Origin of the sequence: Variovorax guangxiensis (assembly GCF_003952165.1) — a bacterium.
GTDB lineage: Bacteria > Pseudomonadota > Gammaproteobacteria > Burkholderiales > Burkholderiaceae_C > Variovorax > Variovorax guangxiensis.
Genome location: NZ_RXFT01000002.1, coordinates 257568 through 273999, shown reverse-complemented (window position 1 = coordinate 273999; position 16432 = coordinate 257568). Strand labels below are relative to the sequence as shown.

Annotated in this window: 14 protein-coding genes; 4 read left to right on the top strand and 10 right to left on the bottom strand. The window is 67.7% G+C overall.

The window, feature by feature from the left end:
• Nucleotide 1 precedes the first annotated feature (1 nt).
• From EJP67_RS06855 to EJP67_RS06825, 7 genes are all read right to left on the bottom strand, one after another.
• On the bottom strand, nucleotides 2-382 hold the full coding sequence (locus tag EJP67_RS06855) for a DoxX-like family protein (protein ID WP_126020916.1): 381 nt from the start codon (nucleotides 380-382) through the stop codon (nucleotides 2-4).
• Nucleotides 379-1512, bottom strand: a complete 1134-nt coding sequence (locus EJP67_RS06850; RefSeq protein ID WP_126020914.1) for a saccharopine dehydrogenase family protein — start codon at nucleotides 1510-1512, stop codon at nucleotides 379-381. Before EJP67_RS06850 ends, EJP67_RS06855 begins: the two co-directional genes overlap by 4 nt.
• A complete protein-coding gene (locus EJP67_RS06845; protein ID WP_126020912.1) occupies nucleotides 1509-3158 on the bottom strand; it encodes an FAD-dependent oxidoreductase in 1650 nt (549 codons plus the stop codon). Before EJP67_RS06845 ends, EJP67_RS06850 begins: the two co-directional genes overlap by 4 nt.
• A gap of 7 nt (nucleotides 3159-3165) precedes the next feature.
• Entirely contained in the window at nucleotides 3166-4722 is a 1557-nt protein-coding gene (locus tag EJP67_RS06840) for a polyamine aminopropyltransferase (RefSeq protein WP_240650545.1), read from the bottom strand.
• Nucleotides 4719-4937 carry a DUF350 domain-containing protein gene (locus tag EJP67_RS06835; protein ID WP_019653703.1) on the bottom strand — a complete coding sequence of 73 codons (219 nt, stop codon included), beginning with the start codon at nucleotides 4935-4937 and terminating at the stop codon, nucleotides 4719-4721. Before EJP67_RS06835 ends, EJP67_RS06840 begins: the two co-directional genes overlap by 4 nt.
• A gap of 51 nt (nucleotides 4938-4988) precedes the next feature.
• A complete protein-coding gene (locus tag EJP67_RS06830; protein ID WP_126020910.1) occupies nucleotides 4989-6470 on the bottom strand; it encodes a DUF4178 domain-containing protein in 1482 nt (493 codons plus the stop codon).
• A gap of 136 nt (nucleotides 6471-6606) precedes the next feature.
• Nucleotides 6607-7656, bottom strand: coding sequence for an SPFH domain-containing protein (locus EJP67_RS06825; RefSeq protein ID WP_126020908.1), 1050 nt, complete (start codon nucleotides 7654-7656; stop codon nucleotides 6607-6609).
• A 176-nt stretch (nucleotides 7657-7832) separates the two neighbouring features.
• Here EJP67_RS06825 and EJP67_RS06820 point away from each other — a divergent pair, with 176 nt between their 5' ends.
• The 4 genes from EJP67_RS06820 (at nucleotide 7833) to EJP67_RS33875 (ending at nucleotide 11469) form a co-directional block, all read left to right on the top strand.
• On the top strand, nucleotides 7833-10181 hold the full coding sequence (locus EJP67_RS06820) for an NADP-dependent malic enzyme (RefSeq protein ID WP_126020906.1): 2349 nt from the start codon (nucleotides 7833-7835) through the stop codon (nucleotides 10179-10181).
• 180 nt (nucleotides 10182-10361) lie between these two features.
• Nucleotides 10362-10775, top strand: coding sequence for a guanyl-specific ribonuclease (locus EJP67_RS06815; RefSeq protein ID WP_126020904.1), 414 nt, complete (start codon nucleotides 10362-10364; stop codon nucleotides 10773-10775).
• Between the two features lie 50 nt (nucleotides 10776-10825).
• The gene (locus tag EJP67_RS06810; protein ID WP_086011111.1) at nucleotides 10826-11251 is read left to right on the top strand and encodes a barstar family protein; all 426 of its coding nucleotides are present in this window, start codon (nucleotides 10826-10828) and stop codon (nucleotides 11249-11251) included.
• Nucleotides 11252-11328: 77 nt separating this feature from the next.
• Entirely contained in the window at nucleotides 11329-11469 is a 141-nt protein-coding gene (locus tag EJP67_RS33875) for a hypothetical protein (protein WP_165909564.1), read from the top strand.
• A gap of 82 nt (nucleotides 11470-11551) precedes the next feature.
• Here EJP67_RS33875 and rsmA read toward each other — a convergent pair whose 3' ends face one another.
• The 3 genes from rsmA to EJP67_RS06795 are packed head-to-tail and all read right to left on the bottom strand — an operon-like array spanning nucleotide 11552 to nucleotide 16363.
• Nucleotides 11552-12322: a 16S rRNA (adenine(1518)-N(6)/adenine(1519)-N(6))-dimethyltransferase RsmA gene (gene rsmA, locus EJP67_RS06805; protein WP_126020902.1), complete on the bottom strand. Its 771-nt coding sequence runs from the start codon at nucleotides 12320-12322 to the stop codon at nucleotides 11552-11554.
• 4 nt (nucleotides 12323-12326) lie between these two features.
• Complete coding sequence (locus EJP67_RS06800; RefSeq protein ID WP_126020901.1) at nucleotides 12327-13733, bottom strand: peptidylprolyl isomerase; 1407 nt, start codon at nucleotides 13731-13733, stop codon at nucleotides 12327-12329.
• 35 nt (nucleotides 13734-13768) lie between these two features.
• Entirely contained in the window at nucleotides 13769-16363 is a 2595-nt protein-coding gene (locus EJP67_RS06795) for an LPS-assembly protein LptD (RefSeq protein ID WP_126020899.1), read from the bottom strand.
• Nucleotides 16364-16432: the final 69 nt, after the last annotated feature.

Genomic DNA, 16432 nt, shown 5'->3' with positions numbered 1-16432 from the left:
GTCATGGTGCGGCGCGCCGGTACAGGTGCCAGAGCAGGGCGGCAATGGGGATGTTCTTGAGCAGCGGGCCGAGCGGATGCAGCCACAGGCCCGGCTGCAGCACGGTCGCCACCAGGGTCATGACGAGCATCAGGCCCAGCGCCGCCGCATAGCTGGTGCGGCCGGGCCATCGCCACAGCGCGATGCCGACCGCGAGATCGGCCAGCGCGCCGCCGGCGATCAGCCCCTGCACCAGCCATTGCGGCGACGCGATACCCGCAGCGGCCAGTACCGCACGGCTCTGGCCATTCAGTTCGAAGAGGCTGGCCACGGCGGTGAGCAGCCACACGGCGACAAGGCTGTAGCGCAGCAGGCTGTCGGTCTCGTCGGCAGAACGGTTCATCTGGTGACGGGGCTTTCGCTTCTTTCTTCGTCGACCACGTCGGTCACCATGCCCCAGCGTGCGAACTCTGGCCCGAATTCGGACAGGCCGAGCAACCCCGTGCAGGCATGCGCACCCACTGGCAGCGTCGGATCGCCATTCGCGAGCCGGCGCGCCAGCAGGATGGCGGCCATGCAGGGAATCTCAGGCCCATGGTTGTCGTCGGCCGCGATGTGCCACGCGCGCCGCGCCGGCCGGCCCTGCGCATCGGTGCCTTCCACGCGCACGACCATCCCCCCCAGCGCCGTGCCCAGGGCGTCGAAAACGCCGCCGGTGGCATGCAGCAGCGGCGCGAGCTTCTGCGGCGCCGGCAGCAGGCCCGCGCGATGCATGAAGGCCAGGAAGGCGAAGGCGCGCTGCGTCAACCCGACCTCGAGCGCGGCGCGGAACATCACCGACTGCACGCCCGCGTAGCGCGCCGGAAGGAGCTCCAGGTCGGGAATGTCGCAGAGCGCACCACGGCGCGGCTTCATGCGCGCGAACTCCACCTTCACCGGATCGGCCCAGCCAGGCAGCTCGATCCAGCGGCCGCCCTGCCAGACGCGGATCGGCTCACCGCAGTACGCGAGCACGCCAGCCAGAGTGGCCTCGCCGCGCGGCGCACCCTGCGCGGGAGCGATGCAGATGTCGATGCTCCGGATGCCCTGCCAGCCGTCCGCGAGATGGTCGATCACGGCGGACGACAGTGCGGGCACGGTGCTGGCGCCGCTCACCGCGGTGCGGCCGGCGGTGCGGAAGTCCGCGTCCAAAGCGGCAGGAAAGTCGCACACGAAGCGGCGTCCGTCGGCCAGGTCGATGTAGTGCGCGCCCGCGGCAACGACGGCCTGCGGCACGCAGTAGTCCTGGTTCTGGAAGGGCCCGGCGGTGTGGATCACCAGTTCCACGCCGAGGCCGCGCAGGGTGCGGGCGAGATCGGCCGCCTGCACGTCGATGCGCACGCCGCTCGCGGTGCCGCCCAGCGAGGACGCGAAGGCCGACGCGCGCTGCGCATCGCGCCCCGCCACGATCAACTCGATGCCGGGGCTGCCGGCCAGCGCGCGGCAGATGCGCGCGCCGAAGTTGCCGTAGCCGCCGAGCACCAGCGTCTTCATGCTGCTGCCGCCGCCGCGTCCGTTCCGGCAACGTGCCCGCGCGTGAACGCCTCTTCGAAGATCGAATAGCCCGACCAGTCCGCGTGCGCGAACGACAGCCGGCCCGCCACCACGCTGCCGCGATGCCCGGCGTCGGGCGCGCTGCGCTGCGGGCCTATCTGCGCCAGCAGGCCGGGCCTGGGGATGGACATGGCGTGCCCGTAGCGGGTGATTTCGATGCGCGAAACCAGCGAAGGCAGGTCGGGGTGCGGCACCGACAGTTCGGCGAGCAAGTCGTCGCGCCAGCCCGTCCAGGGGCGCTCCAGCAGCAGCTTGCGGCCGTCGTCGGCGTCGTAGGCGCTCGGGCCCAGCGGGCGGTACCAGCTCAGCACGGTACCGCGCGGCGTGGGGTCCAGCGCCTGGTGGCGCGCGTCAACGTAGCCCAGGCCCCTGGTGCCGTAGATCACGTTGTCCCAGCTCGGCGCGGCGCCGGGCCGGTCGGCCAGCGGGCCGCGCAGGTGGATGTTGGCCACCAGCCAGGGGGCGTAGCGCACGTGCGCGGCGGCGTTCTTCAGCACCTCGGGCGGGTTCTCGACCACGCGTGCGGCGATGAACACGGGCAGCGCGACGATGCAGTGTTCGGCCTGCCAGCGCACCATGGATTTCGATGCGGCATCCCACGCATCGACCTCGACGCCGTCGCGCACTTCGGCGATGCGCGTGACGACGCTGCCAGTGCGCAGCCGCTCGCCGAGCGGCCTGGCGAGCTGCTTCGTGAGCCAGCCGTTGCCCTCGGGCCAGGTCAGGATGCCGTCGCGCTCGGGGCTCGAATCGTTGACGCTGCCCGTCGGATCGCCGGGCGCGTGGAAGCCGTGCCGGCTCGCGAAGTAATGGATGCCGGCCCAGGCCGACACCTGCCCGATGCCGGCGCCGTAGTCGTCGCGGCAGCAGTAGTCGAGGTACCAGCGCAGCTGCGCATCGCTGAAGCCTTCGCTGTCGAGCCAGCTCTGGAAGCTGATGGCATCGAGCGCCAGCAGCTCGGGCGTGATGGCGACCTTGAGCGTCGGAATCGCGAAGTGCGCGGCATGCTGCAGCGCGTCGATGCGTTGGGCGAACTTGCGGTACTGCGCGAGCGTCGCGTCGTTCACGCCGTGCATGGGCAGCAGGCCGTCCTGCCACTCGCCGTGAAGGAACAGGCGCTCCTGCGGGCTGTGGCAGAGCGTGACTTCGTCGTACTCCCAGCGACCCGCCACGCGGCGGCGCAGGCCGAGCTCCTCCAGCAGATCCTGCACCTCGCGCGCATCGTCACCCGGCACCGGCAGGTAATGCGCACCCAGCGGGCAGGCGATGCCGCTGACGATGCCGCCGCGCGCGTTGCCGCCGGCGGTGTCTTCCAGCTCGAGCAGCGCGAAGTCGTCGATGCCCGCAAGCCGCAGCGCGCGGGCCGCCGCAAGACCCGCCACGCCGCCGCCGGCGATGACCACGCGCGTGCGCTTCACCGTGGCAGGCGCGACGCGCTTCAGGGCGCCGTCGCGCATCGCATGGCCGCGCATGACATCGATGCCGGTGAAGCCCCCTTCGATGGGCGGAGGAGGCGCCTCGCAGCCTGCGAGCGCCAGAGCACCCGCCGCGCCCGCCGCCACGCCGAGGAATTCGCGCCTTTGCATGACGGGGCTAGTGAGCCATGACCTTGCCCCACTCTTGCTCGTAAGTGGTGACCAGGATCTGGTTCGACAGCCGGTTCACTTCCGCCGGCACACGCGCCATGTCGAGCGGAAAGTCGAACATCAGCGGCAGGGTGGTCGGCGAAAGAAAGCGCAGACCTGGCGGCAGCGCATCGGGCATGCGGTACGGCCTGCGGCTGGCGATGATGTAGCCCCATTCGCCGAAGCTGGGCACATGCGCGTGATACGGCGTGGCGCGCAGGCCCACCGATTCGATGGTGGTCGCCACGGTCCAGTAGCTCTTGCGCGCCACCAGCGGCGAGGTGGTCTGGATCACCGCGTAACCGCTGGCCGACAGGCGCTTCTCGAGCAGCGCGTAGAAGCTGTTGGTGTAGAGCTTGCCGATGGCGAAGTTCGTGGGATCGGGAAAGTCCACCACGATCACGTCGAACATGTCGCCCGGCTGCTGCAGCCACTGGAAGGCATCGGTGTTGACGATCTTCACCTTCGGCGAAGACAGCGAATGCCCGTTGAGCGCGGCCAGCGTCTCGTGCTCGGTGAAGAGCCTGGTCATGTTCGGATCGAGCTCGACCAGCGTGACCGACTCGACCGAGGGGTACTTGAGGATCTCGCGCACCGCCATGCCGTCGCCGCCGCCGAGCACCGCGACCTTCTTCGGCGCGCCCTGGGCGGCCATCACCGGATGCACCAGCGCCTCGTGGTAGCGGTATTCGTCGCGCTCGGCGAACTGCAGGTTGCCGTTGAGAAAGAGCCGGTGCCCCAGCAGCCCGCGCGTGACCACGATGCGCTGGTAGGGCGAGGTGGCGCTGAAGACGATGCGGTCCTGGTAGAACTTGTCCTCGGCCAGCGTGGTGATGTGGTTGGCGCCGGCGAATGCGCCCACCAGCGCGGCCAGCGCGAGAAAGCAGGCGACGGCGTGCGCGCCAACCCGGCGCAGTTCATGGCGGAACAGCCACAGCGCCCACACCGCCACCGCCGCGTTCATGAAGCCGAACAGCAGGCCGGTGCGGATCATTCCGAGCTGCGGCACCAGGATCAGCGGGAAGGCCACCGACACCGCCAGCGCACCGAGGTAGTCGAAGGTGAGAACCTGCGACACCAGGTTCTTGAGCACGATGTTGCGCTTGAGGATGCGCATCACCAGGGGGATCTCGAGCCCCACCAGCGTGCCCACCACCATCACCAGGCCGTACAGCAGCAGCCTGAAGGCGCCGGGCACGTAGGCGTTGGCCAGGAACAGGATCGCCGGCAGCGCGCCGCCGATCAGCGCCACCAGCAGTTCGATGCGCAGGAAGTGCGCCGGCAGCTGCCGCTCGAAGTAGCGCGAGAGCCACGAGCCCACGCCCATCGCGAACAGGTAGGTGCCGATAATGGTGCTGAACTGCAGCACCGAGTCGCCCAGCAGGTAGGAGCTGAGCGCGGCCGCGGTGAGCTCGTAGACCAGCCCGCAGGCGGCGACCACGAACACGCTGGCGAGCAGCGCGATCTCCACGGGCTGCGGCCCCCGCGCTTCCGGGCCGTGCGCGGGCAGGGCCGCGTCGTTCAATGTATTGCTGCTGCGACGATGATGCTGATGCCGAGGCTCATCGCGGCAACCACCAGCCCGAGCGCCACGTTCTGCTTCTCGACGATCTCGCCCCACAGGTCGTAGGGCGTGATCTTGTCGATGATCAGGAAGCACAGCCAGAAGATCACGACGCCGATCAGCGCGTACACGAGCGATCCGAGGACCACGCCCGGTTTCAGCCATTCAAATCCCATGGGGACCTCCAGTCGTAGTAATGATGAGAGACATCGCGTGCATCTTCGCCGTCATTTGTGGCCGCCGCCACTCGAATAGCCGCCGTAGGAGCCGCCCGAGCTGCGGTAGCCCGAGCCGCCGCTGCTGGAGCAGGTGCTCAGGATGATCAGCAGGATGATGATCACGACGATGATGAGGATGATGGTGCCGCAGCCCAGCCCCGAGGCGGCGCTCACGGGCAGCGCGTCGGCCCGCTTGAACATGTCCTTGCGCGCGTCGAGCTTGAAGGCAGTGGCGACCGCGCCGCTGTCGATCTTGCTGCCCGAGGACCACGTCAGCTCATTGGTCGAGCGCTCCATCGACAGCAGCGCGCCGCCGTTGGCGAAGTCGCGGTTGAAGGTCTTCTGGCCGCGCTCGACCTGCCAGTAGAACTCGCCCGCGACGTAGGTGGTCTCGGCGTTGTAGGCGTACTGCTGCTGGTAGCGCTTGCCGAGATAGGTGGCGCTGCTGCCGTTCTCGGCCATCACCGGCGCGCCGGTGGTCGGCTTGACCATGCTCCAGCCGTCCTCGGCGTCCACCAGGAAGCTGAATCCGCGCTTCTTGTTGTAGAGCAGGTACTCGTCCCAGCCGAAGTGCTCGTCGTCGCCGGGCTCGCTGCCCATGCGGTGCTGGAAGCCAACCACCTGCCACTGCGCGCCCTGCAGCTGGCCCATGCTGCCCAGCGCGATGAGCGGGCGCACGGGCTCGTCCTGCGTGGCGTGCTTGAGCTCGCCGCCGATGCCTTGCGACAGGTCGATGATGCTGTTGCACGAGCCGCAGGTGATGCTCTTGCTGTCCGCCAGGTTGACGGTGACGGGCGAGCCGCAGTTGGGGCAGTTGAAGCTGCGGCCTTTTTCGTCCTTGGCGGATTCGGCGCGCAGGCCGGTGAGCTGCAGGTCCTCGAGCTGCACCGAGCGGCCGAGGTAGGCGCTGGGCCTGGCCGTGCCGTAGTCGATGCTGAGCACCAGCCCGCGGTCGTTGCGCAACTCGACCATCGCGAACGGTCGGCCGAGCTCGGGCAGGTGCGGCAGTTCGCCCTGCGCCGAGGTCAGCGCCACCTGCTCGTTCGAGGTGACGGTGTAGCTCTGGCCCGCGAAGGCGCTGGTGGCGCCAACGCGCAGGTCGACCGGCGCAGGCGCGGTGCGCTGCAGATCGAAGGGCAGCGCGAAGACGTAGGCCCCGTTGTCCTCGCTGAGGATGCCGGTGCGGTCGCCGTCGAGCGCCGCGATCCATTCGGTCCAGCGCCCGCCGGGGTAGGTGTACTGCAGCCGGCCGATCAGCGTGAAGGGCTTGTCCTGGATGCGGCCGGCGGCGAACAGCTGCAGCGGGCTGAAGTCGTCGAACAGCTCCGCCATCTTGCCGGTGCGCGCGAGCGTGTCGCCCTGGCGCACGACGGTGCTCTGGCAGTAGGGGCAGACCGCGTGCGTCGATTGCGCCGAGCGGAATTCGACCGGCGCGCCGCACCCGGGGCAGGGCGCTCGGTAGTAGCGTTGGTTGCCGGTTTCCTCAGCCATGGCGGCTCAGGAGATCGACGGCTGTAACCACGGATGCAGTTGCGGGAAACACCACGGAACCGGCTTTGCCGGGCCGTCGGTGTTGCCCCCTGCAAGGGGGGAGGAGAAGCGACACGAAGTGCGCGAAGCCTGGGGGTTAGACCAGCTTCTTCAGCAGTTCGGCTTTCTTGGCGTCGAACTCTTCCTGGGTCAGGATGCCCTTCGTCTTCAGCTCGCCGAGTTTTTCCAGCGTCGTCATCACGTCGGCGGCGCTCACCACGGCCACCGCCGGTTGCTGCTGCTGGGCTGCCGCGGCTGCCGCCGCGTTGGGGCTCAGGCCCTGCGCGAGGTTCTGCGCCAGCACCTGACCGAGCGCCACGCCGGCGCCCAGGCCCATCGCGTCGCCGGCGACGCCACCGCCGCCGGCAGCGCCCTCGGCGAACTTGGGAATGGCCTGCGCCGTCTGGTACTGCATGAACTTGCCCATGTCGTTGCCGACCATGCCCATGCCGATCTTCTGGTCGAGGATCTTCTGGAGCTCTTCGGGCAGCGAGACGTTCTGGACGGTGATGTTCTCGAGCTTGATGCCGATCTTCTCGAACTCGGGCACCAGCTGGGCGGCGAGCGCCTGTGCGAACTGGATCTGGTTGGCCGCGAGGTCGAGGAAGGGCACGCCGCTGGAGGCGATGGCATTGCTGATGTTCTGCAGCACCAGGCCGCGCAGCTGGCCGTCGAGGTCGGCCACGGTGTAGGTGTCGCGCGTGCCGGAGATCTCGGTGTGGAAGGCCTTGGCGTCGCCGATGCGGAACGAGTAGTTGCCGAAGGCGCGCAGGCGCACGGCGCCGAAGTCCTTGTCGCGGATGGTGATCGGCTGGGGCGTGCCCCACTTCTGGTCGACCTGCTGGCGGGTGCTGAAGAAGTAGACGTCGCTCTTGAAGGGCGACTCGAAGAGCTTGTCCCAGTTCTTCAGGTACGTGAGCACGGGCAGCGTCTGCGTCGTGAGCTTGTACATGCCGGGGCCGAACACGTCGGCCACCTTGCCCTCGTTGACGAAGACGGCAACCTGCGACTCGCGAACGGTGAGCGAGGCGCCGTTCTGGATTTCCATCTCCGCCATCGGGAAGCGCCAGGCCAGCGTGCCGTCGCCGGTCTCGGTCCACTGGATGATGTCGATGAACTGCTTCTTGATGAAATCCATCAGGGCCATGGTCGCTCCTCGTCAGGTTTTTTCAGGTTTTGTCCGAACTATGCATATTGCCACAGCGATCTGAAGAAACACCCGTGCTATTGGTCATGGGAGCCCCTGGCCATGCGGCCTAGGGCGTCATGCGCGAGGTCTACAATCGGCGCCCCCAGAAGAAGCGCCACCAGGAGCTACGGCACATGTCAGATTCGACCCCCTCGACCTCATCGACTCCCACGCCCGAAGACAAACGCGCAGAACTGCGCCGTGCCGCCCTCGAGTACCACGAGTTTCCCGTTCCCGGCAAGATCGCCATCGCGGCGACGAAGCAGATGGTCAACCAGCGCGACCTGTCACTGGCTTACTCGCCCGGCGTGGCGGCTCCCTGCGAGGAGATCGTCAAGGACCCGGCCAACGCATTCAAGTACACCTCCCGGGGCAACCTCGTGGCCGTCATCAGCAACGGCACCGCCGTGCTGGGCCTGGGCGACATCGGCCCGCTGGCTTCCAAGCCGGTGATGGAAGGCAAGGGCGTCCTCTTCAAGAAATTCGCGGGCGTCGACGTGTTCGACATCGAGATCGACGAGAAGGACCCGGCCAAGCTGGTGGACATCATCGCCTCGCTGGAGCCCACCTTCGGCGCGGTCAACCTGGAAGACATCAAGGCGCCCGACTGCTTCTACGTCGAGCGCGAGCTGCGCAAGCGCATGAAGATTCCGGTCTTCCACGACGACCAGCACGGCACGGCCATCACCGTGGCGGCGGCCATGGTCAACGGCCTGAAGGTGGCGGGCAAGAAGATCGAAGAGGTCAAGCTGGTGGCCTCGGGCGCGGGCGCCGCGGCGCTGGCCTGCCTGAACCTGCTGCTCAAGGTGGGCCTGAAGCGCGAGAACGTGTTCGTCACCGACCTGGCCGGCGTGGTCTACGAGGGCCGCACCGAGCTGATGGACGACGACAAGCGCCAGTTCATGCAGAAGACCGACGCGCGCACGCTCGGCGAGGTGATCGAGGGCGCGGACGTGTTCCTGGGCCTGTCGGCCGGCGGCGTGCTCAAGCCCGCCATGGTGGCCAAGATGGCCAGGCGCCCGGTGATCTTCGCCCTGGCCAACCCCAACCCCGAGATCTCGCCCGAGGACGCCCACGCGGTGCGCGACGACGTGATCATGGCCACCGGCCGCACCGACTACCCGAACCAGGTCAACAACGTCCTGTGCTTCCCGTACATCTTCCGCGGCGCGCTGGACTGCGGCGCGACGACGATCACCGACGAGATGGAGATCGCCGCGGTGCACGCCATAGCCGACCTGGCGCAGGCCGAGCAGAGCGAGCGCGTGGCCGCCGCCTACGTCGGTGAAAAGCTGAGCTTCGGCCCCGAATACCTGATTCCGAAGCCCTTCGACCCGCGCCTGATGATGAAGATCGCGCCGGCCGTCGCCAAGGCGGCCGAGGAAAGCGGCGTGGCGCAGCGCCCCATCAAGGACATGGACGCCTACCGCGACAAGCTGCAGAGCTTCGTCTACGCCTCGGGCACCACGATGAAGCCCATCTTCGACGCCGCCCGTCGCGCGAGCAAGAAGCGCGTGGCCTACTCGGAAGGCGAGGAAGAGCGCGTGCTGCGCGCAGCCCAGATCGTGGTGGACGAAGGCGTCGCGCGCCCGACGCTGATCGGCCGGCCGGCCATCATCGCCCAGCGCATCGAGAAATTCGGCCTGCGCCTGAAGGAAGAGCTGGACTACGACGTGGTCAACGTCGAGCAGGACCACCGCTACCGCGAGTTCTGGCAGACCTACCACCGCATGACCGAGCGCAAGGGCGTGACCGTGCAGGTCGCCAAGATCGAGATGCGCCGGCGCCTGACGCTGATCGGCTCGATGCTCCTGCACAAGGGCGAGGTCGACGGCCTGATCTGCGGCACCTGGGGCACCACCGCCAACCACCTGCACTACATCGACCAGGTGATCGGCAAGCGCCCCGGCGGCTGCGAAAGCACCCCGCAGGACGTGCCGGTGTACGCCTGCATGAACGGCCTGCTGCTGCCCGACCGCCAGGTGTTCCTGGTCGACACGCACGTCAACTACGACCCCTCGCCCGAGGAACTTGCCGAGATCACCACCATGGCGGCCGAGGAAATGATGCGCTTCGGCCTGAAGCCGAAGGCTGCGCTGCTGTCGCACTCCAACTTCGGCACCAGCAACGGCCCCAGCGCCATCAAGATGCGCAAGACGCTCGACCTGCTGCGCGTGCAGGCGCCCTGGCTCGAGGTGGACGGCGAAATGCACGGCGACGTGGCGCTCGACAGCAAGCAGCGCGCGGTCGTCATGCCGCACAGCGCACTCGCGGGCGACGCCAACCTGCTGGTTTTCCCGAACATCGACGCGGCCAACATTTCCTACAACCTGCTCAAGACGGCGGCAGGCGGCAACATCGCGATCGGTCCGGTTCTGCTCGGGGCGGCCAAACCTGTGCACATTCTCACGGCGAGCGCGACTGTTCGGCGCATCGTGAACATGACAGCCTTGACAGTGGCAGACGCAAACGCCGAGAGATAAGCTCTCTGGCGAGAGTGGCCGCCAACTTGAAAAGCCATTCGATACCCTCGCGACTGCTCAAACTTTGGGCAGTCGCTTGCTATTTTCGCCAGCGTGGTGCACACTCGCGGGCTTGAATTTGCGGGTTAACCCCGACGTTGATCGCCGATTCGACCCCCCGCTCTTTTCTTGTGGTGCCCCATGGCGGCTTACGCCTCGATCACGTCCTCTGTCACAAAGTTTGCGCTCACCAGTCTGATGCTGGTGGCGTTGACGACGGGGGCCGAGGCCCGCGGATGGTTCGGCGCCGGAAAGGCCTCCGCCGAGGAAACCATCGCACTGGCCGACCTGCCGGCGCAGGGCCAGCGGACCTACCAGGCCATCCTCAATGGCGGTCCCTTCCGGTATGACAAGGACGGCACGGTGTTCGGCAATCGCGAACGTCTGTTGCCGCCCGCCCGCCGAGGCCACTACCGTGAATACACGGTCACGACGCCCGGTTCGCGCGACCGCGGAGCACGGCGGATCGTCTGCGGCGGCGAACAGCGCACCGCGCCCGAGGCCTGCTGGTACACCGCGGACCACTACGCGAGTTTCAGACGGATTGCGCCATGAGCGATGAAAACGACCTGAGCGGCGCCTCGAAGCGCCCCGACGAAATGATGATGACTATGGAAAGACCAGCGGAGATGACCTTATCCCTTCGTGCCGTACGCCCGAACATCGTGCAATCGATCCGCGCGTTCCGCGTGAACGACCTGCAGGACGCAGCCAATGCGGCCGGCCAGCACTTCCTGTACGCCAACCTGGGCAACGCCCAGACCAAGCAGGACGTGCTCGACCTGATCGCCCAGCAGTTCACCTTCCCGGCCCACTTCGGGAAGAACTTCGACGCGCTGTACGACTGCATGACCGACCCGTTGCATAAATCGGGCCCGCAGCCGGGTTTCGTCATCGTGCTGGAACAGATCCCGGCCAACGCCAAGTTCGACAAGGAAGCCCGCGAGCAGCTGCTCGACATCTTCCGCGACGCCTCGGACTACTGGGGCGACCGCAAGGTCCCGTTCCGGTGCTTCTATTCTTTTCTGTAGCCCGTTCTGCATCCACCAGCCAAGCAGAACGGGCGAACGAGGCTCAACCGAATGTTGAAACCCTCGATGGCATCGAAGTGAACACCGCGGCGGCAGCAGCAGCCGCCACCGAACCGGCCGGCGAAAAGATGCCGACCGACAAGCTGGTCGACGTGTCGCCGCTGGCGCTGCGCATGAGCAGCCCCTTCAACGCGGGTTACTGGCTCGCCGCCGCCTGATCGGAAAAAGTCGGCCGAGCATGCCGGCTGACGAAAGACGATCGAGCAAGTGAAAAGAAAGCGCGCCATCGGCGCGCTTTTTTCATTGGGGCACTGCCTGGGCCAGCGCCACGTAATCGGCCACCGGCACTTCCTCGGCCCGCCGCTGGGTGTCGAAGTCGCCGGAAAAGCCATGCTCCTGGAGCCATTTGCCCAAGGTATGGCGCAGCAGCTTGCGGCGCTGGCTGAAGGCGACCTGCACGATCTCGCCCAGGCGCCTCTCGTCGACGGCCGGCGGCGTCGCCAGCGGCACCATCCGCACCACGGCGCTGTCCACGCGCGGCGGCGGATCGAAGCTCTCGGGCGGCACGAACAGCACGTTTTCCATCTCGTAGCGCCATTGCAGCATCACGCTCAGGCGGCTGTAGTCGGAGGTGGCGGGGCTGGCCACCATGCGGTCGATCACTTCCTTCTGCAGCATGAAGTGCTGGTCGGCGACCAGATGGGCATGACCCAGCAGATGGAACAGGATGGGCGTGGAGATGTTGTAGGGCAGGTTGCCCACCACACGCAGCGGCTTGCCGGCAGGGAACCTCGCGGCGAGCTCGGCGAAGTCGACCTTGAGCACGTCCGACTCGATCACGTCCAGTTGCGGATGCTCTCGCAGCCGCTTCGCCAGGTCGCGGTCGAGCTCGATCACTGTGAGCCGGCCCAGCCGCTCCACCAGCGGCTGCGTCAGCGCGGCGAGCCCCGGACCGATCTCGACCATGGCATCGCCGGGCTGCGGCGCGATCTCGCGCACGATCGAATCGATGATCCCGCCGTCGGACAGGAAGTGCTGCCCGAACCGCTTCCTCGCGATGTGCTGCGCCATCAGCTCAGGACTGGGGCGGGTCGCGGTATTCGACGTAGGCGCGCGCGCGCACTTCCTGCACCCAGGTGGTGAAGGCTTCTTCGACGCGCTGTTCGCGCAGCGCGGCGCGCGCGGCTTCGCGCTGCTCCGACTGGCTGAGCTTGGAATCGCGGCGGGCCACCACCTGGATCAGGTGCACGCCGAAGCGCGAGACCACCGGGTCGCTGATCTGGCCGGGCGAGAGCCGGTCCATGGCTTCCTCGAATTCGGGCACGAACTGGCCGGGACGCGACCAGCCGAGGTCGCCACCCTGCTTGGCGCTGCCGTCCTGCGAGTTGTCGCGGGCCAGGCCCGCGAAGTCGGCCGAGCCGGCCTGGATGCGGCGCTTGAATTCGGCCAGCTGCGCAACCGCCTGCGCCGTGGTGCGCTTGGGATCGTTGAGCAGCAGGATGTGGCGCACCTGCGTCTGCGTGACGGTGGCGTCGCCGGAGCCGATCTGGGCCTTGGCCAGCACCTTGAGCACGTGGAAACCGGCGCTGGAGCGCACGGGGCCGGCGATACCGTTCACGGCGGTGGATTGCGTGGCCTCGACGAACAGCGACGGGTAGCGGTCGGCGCTGCGCATGCCGATGGCGCCGCCGTTGGCGCGGTCGGGCGAATCGGAGTTCTCGCGCACCAGCTTGGCAAAGTCTTCGCCGGCGCGGGCGCGCTGGGCGATGTCCTGCGCCTTCTTCTGGGCGGCGGCGATCTGCGCGTCGGTGGCGTTCTCGGGAACGGCCACCAGCACCTGCGCGAGGTTGAGGTTCTCCAGCGCCACGTTCTTCACGGACTGGTTGCGCTGGTCGCGCAGGTACTCGTCGGCCTCGGCGTCGCTGACCTTGACCTTCGACTCGACCTCGCGGTCGCGCAGGCGCGTGAGCAGCAGCTGGTCGCGCAGGTCGTTGCGGAAATCCTGCTGCGCGATGCCTTCGGCGGCCACGCGGCGGCGCAGCTCGACCAGGCTGATCTCGTTCTGGCGAGCCACGGTCTGCTCGGCCTGGTCGATGGCCACTTCGTCGACCTTGATGCCGTTTTCCTTCGCGAGCTGCAGCTGCGCACGCTCCGTGATCAGGCGCTCCAGCACGAGGCGCGTGAGCTCGCCGCGGGGCACGCGCTCGGCGTCGGGGTTCTCCTTGATGAGCCGCGTCACGCGCGACTGCACGTCGGTGTTGGTGATCGGCTCCGAGTTGACCAGCGCGACGATGAATTCGGCCGAACGCTGCACCGGCGCCGCCGGGGGCGTGGTGGACGGACGCGCCGCCGGCGGGCCCAGGCGCGGGCCGGCGCGCATGATGTCCGTGATGCCGGTACCGGGGCGATAGCCCTGCGCGCCCGCCGTGGCGGCGATTGCCGCGAGGCAGCCCAGGGTGATGATGGAACGGATGTTTTTCATGGCGTCGCTCGCTCGCTCAGTCAGAGTCAGTCGTCTCAGTCGTAGTTGGTGAAGCGGCTCGGCGCTTCGCCCGGTTGGCGCAGGGGTTCGTAGCGCTGGATGTTCTGCCGCAGGGTCTGCATGGGGCTCGAGCCGATGCTGGAGAAGCCCACGAATTCGAGCTGGAACATGATGCGGGTGTTCGCCGTCACCTGGCCGGTGGTGATGCGCTGCATCACCACGCGGCCGATCCAGCAGCAGCCGTCGTATTCGAAGCCGAGCACGCCGTCGGTGAGCTTCTTGTCCTGCAGGCTGTAGTTGAGCCGGCCGACCGCATACCAGCGTCCGCCGCCCTGGCCCTTGCCGGGGCCGAGGTTCTTGCCCTTGTCGCCCCACAGGTCGTTCAGCGGCCACTGCCAGCCCACGTCGATCGACTTGTTGCCGTCGGTCGCGGTCGGGGTGGTGGGCGCCTGGTAGCGGAAGGCCGCGCTCAGGTTGTGGTACGGCTCGGGGTTGTAGCGGGCGCTGATGGCCGAGCGCTCCGACCTGCGGGTGTCGGGGTTGTACTGGACCAGCGTGTCCAGGCTCCACTTGGGCGTCCAATTGATGGTGGCGCCCAGCAGCAGGTCGCTCGCGCGGTCGGTCACCGGCGTGCCGCCCGGCAGCGTGACCTTCTGGTCGCTGAAACGCAGGCGCTGCGCGATGCCGAAGCGCGCGGCCTCGGCGCCGGTGTCGGGGTCGATCAGGCGGGAGGTCACGCCCAGCGTGAGCGCGTTGGTGTCGGAGATGCGGTCGCCGCCCGAGAACGCGTTCTCGGTGTAGATGGTCGCGAAGCTGAAGTCGTTGGCCGCCGAGTCGTAGTTCGGCAGCATGCTCTGGTTGCGGTACGGCGTGTAGACGTAGTAGGCGCGCGGCTCCAGCGTCTGGCGGAAGGCGCGGCCGAAGTAGCTGGCGTCGCGCTCGAAGGTCAGGCCGCTGTCGAGGCTGAAGGTCGGCACCACGCGGTTGCTGGACGTCGGGAAGAAATACAGCGAGCTGGGGTTGTAGACCTGGCCGTTGACGTACTGGACGCCGTTGACCGTGAGCTTCGGGATGTCCGCCTGCGGCAGGTAGTAGTTGTACGAGGCCGCGTTCAGGATCAGCTTCGGAATGACGTACGTGCTCGGCGTGATGAACGGCCGGCTGATCGTGGCCACGGCCATGGCGCGGTCGCCGTCGGGCTGCGACTGCTGGTTGACGTCGTAGCCGAGCTGGGTCGAGGAGAGCCTGTTCACGCGGAAGCGCGTGTAGTCCAGGTTCAGCGCGACGTCGAAGCCGTGCCAGTCGTACTTGTTGTAGTTGGCCGTGATCTGCGGCATCCGGTCGTACGCGGGCACGATCGGCGACAGGTTGTACTGCAGGTTCTGGTACTTGAGCGTGCGGATCATGCCGCTCCAGTCGCCCTTGCTCCAGTTCAGCGAGGCGTCGTTCGGCAGCTGGCGCTGCGCGAGCGAGGGCGTGCGGGTGAAGTCGCGCCAGTAGTCGTCGTCGCTCACCCGGTTGATGGTGACGTTGGCCGAGAGCGAATCCAGGCCCAGCGCCTTGGCGTCGAAGTCCTGGTGGTGCGTGAGCCACAGGCCCCAGCGCCGGGTGTTCTTGGGCGGGTTGGTCAGGCTGCTGGCGGTGATCTGCCCGTTGGCCAGCTGCTGGAGCTGGCTGGCGCGCAGTTCGTTGTAGCGGTCGCCCACGAGCCGGTCGCTGCCCATCAGGTCGAAGCGGATCTCGCCCTTGTATTGCTTCTCGAGGTAGCGGAACTCGTTGCTGAAGTTGACGCCGCGCTTGCTCATGATCGTCGGCGTGAACGTGGCGTCGCGGTTGGGCGCGATGTTCCAGTAGTACGGCTGTGCGATCTCCAGGCCGTTGGTGTTGTCCAGGCCGATGGTGGGCGGCAGCAGGCCGCTCTTGCGTTCGTTCGACAGCGGGAAGCTCACGCTCGGGATGGGCGGCGTGGTGATGCCCATGAAGCTCAGGCGCGCGTTCTTGGCCACGCCCTCGTTTTCCTCGGTGTCGGTGGTGATCGAGGCCGCGGTCAGCAGCCAGGCGGGCATCCAGCCAGGGAAGTCCTCGCGGCGGCAGGTGGTGTAGGTGGCCTCGCGGGCGATCGATACGTTGGCGTCGACGAAGTCGATGCGCTTGGCCTCGCCGTGCGCCTCGTTCGCGAGGAACTTGTAGCGCACGTTGTTGAAGAAGCCCTCGAAGGTCTCGAGCTTGAGCTGCAGCTCGGGGCCTTCGTAGACGTTGCCGGCCTGGTTGACCCGCACGTTGCCGGTGGCCTTTGCGCGGTCGTCGGGCTGGTAGTACTCGAGTCGGTCGGCGGTGATGGACACCGCGCCGCGGCGCAGCGTGGCATTGCCCTCGACCACGGTCTCGAGGTCGGGCCGGCCGGAGATGCGGTCGCCGGTGACCAGGCTGGGCATCTGGCTGCGGTCGGCGGGCGTCAGGATTTCGGTGAGCTGGGGCGTGCGCTTCAGCGTGAGCGGGGCGTCGAAGCCGCCAGCCGTCTGGGCCGAGGCGCCGTGCGCATGGATCAGCGCCAGCGACAGGACGGCCAGTGGCAGCGGCGGCGGGCCCGGGCGCCGCGGACGCGGGGCGGCGGCACGACGTCGGCTCATCAGGCCTCCCGCCCGGCCGTTCCGAGGAAAGCCGGCGACTCTCCCGTGGAGAGCAGCGAGCGCACAAGG

Bases quoted from the DNA above. Each gene is read 5' to 3' on its own strand.
- EJP67_RS06855 (WP_126020916.1), bottom strand. From the start codon at position 382: ATGAACCGTTCTGCCGACGAGACCGACAGCCTGCTGCGCTACAGCCTT.
- EJP67_RS06850 (WP_126020914.1), bottom strand. From the start codon at position 1,512: ATGAAGACGCTGGTGCTCGGCGGCTACGGCAACTTCGGCGCGCGCATC.
- EJP67_RS06845 (WP_126020912.1), bottom strand. From the start codon at position 3,158: ATGCAAAGGCGCGAATTCCTCGGCGTGGCGGCGGGCGCGGCGGGTGCT.
- EJP67_RS06835 (WP_019653703.1), bottom strand. From the start codon at position 4,937: ATGGGATTTGAATGGCTGAAACCGGGCGTGGTCCTCGGATCGCTCGTG.
- EJP67_RS06830 (WP_126020910.1), bottom strand. From the start codon at position 6,470: ATGGCTGAGGAAACCGGCAACCAACGCTACTACCGAGCGCCCTGCCCC.
- EJP67_RS06825 (WP_126020908.1), bottom strand. From the start codon at position 7,656: ATGGCCCTGATGGATTTCATCAAGAAGCAGTTCATCGACATCATCCAG.
- EJP67_RS06820 (WP_126020906.1), top strand. From the start codon at position 7,833: ATGTCAGATTCGACCCCCTCGACCTCATCGACTCCCACGCCCGAAGAC.
- EJP67_RS06815 (WP_126020904.1), top strand. From the start codon at position 10,362: ATGGCGGCTTACGCCTCGATCACGTCCTCTGTCACAAAGTTTGCGCTC.
- EJP67_RS06810 (WP_086011111.1), top strand. From the start codon at position 10,826: ATGACTATGGAAAGACCAGCGGAGATGACCTTATCCCTTCGTGCCGTA.
- rsmA (WP_126020902.1), bottom strand. From the start codon at position 12,322: ATGGCGCAGCACATCGCGAGGAAGCGGTTCGGGCAGCACTTCCTGTCC.
- EJP67_RS06800 (WP_126020901.1), bottom strand. From the start codon at position 13,733: ATGAAAAACATCCGTTCCATCATCACCCTGGGCTGCCTCGCGGCAATC.
- EJP67_RS06795 (WP_126020899.1), bottom strand. From the start codon at position 16,363: ATGAGCCGACGTCGTGCCGCCGCCCCGCGTCCGCGGCGCCCGGGCCCG.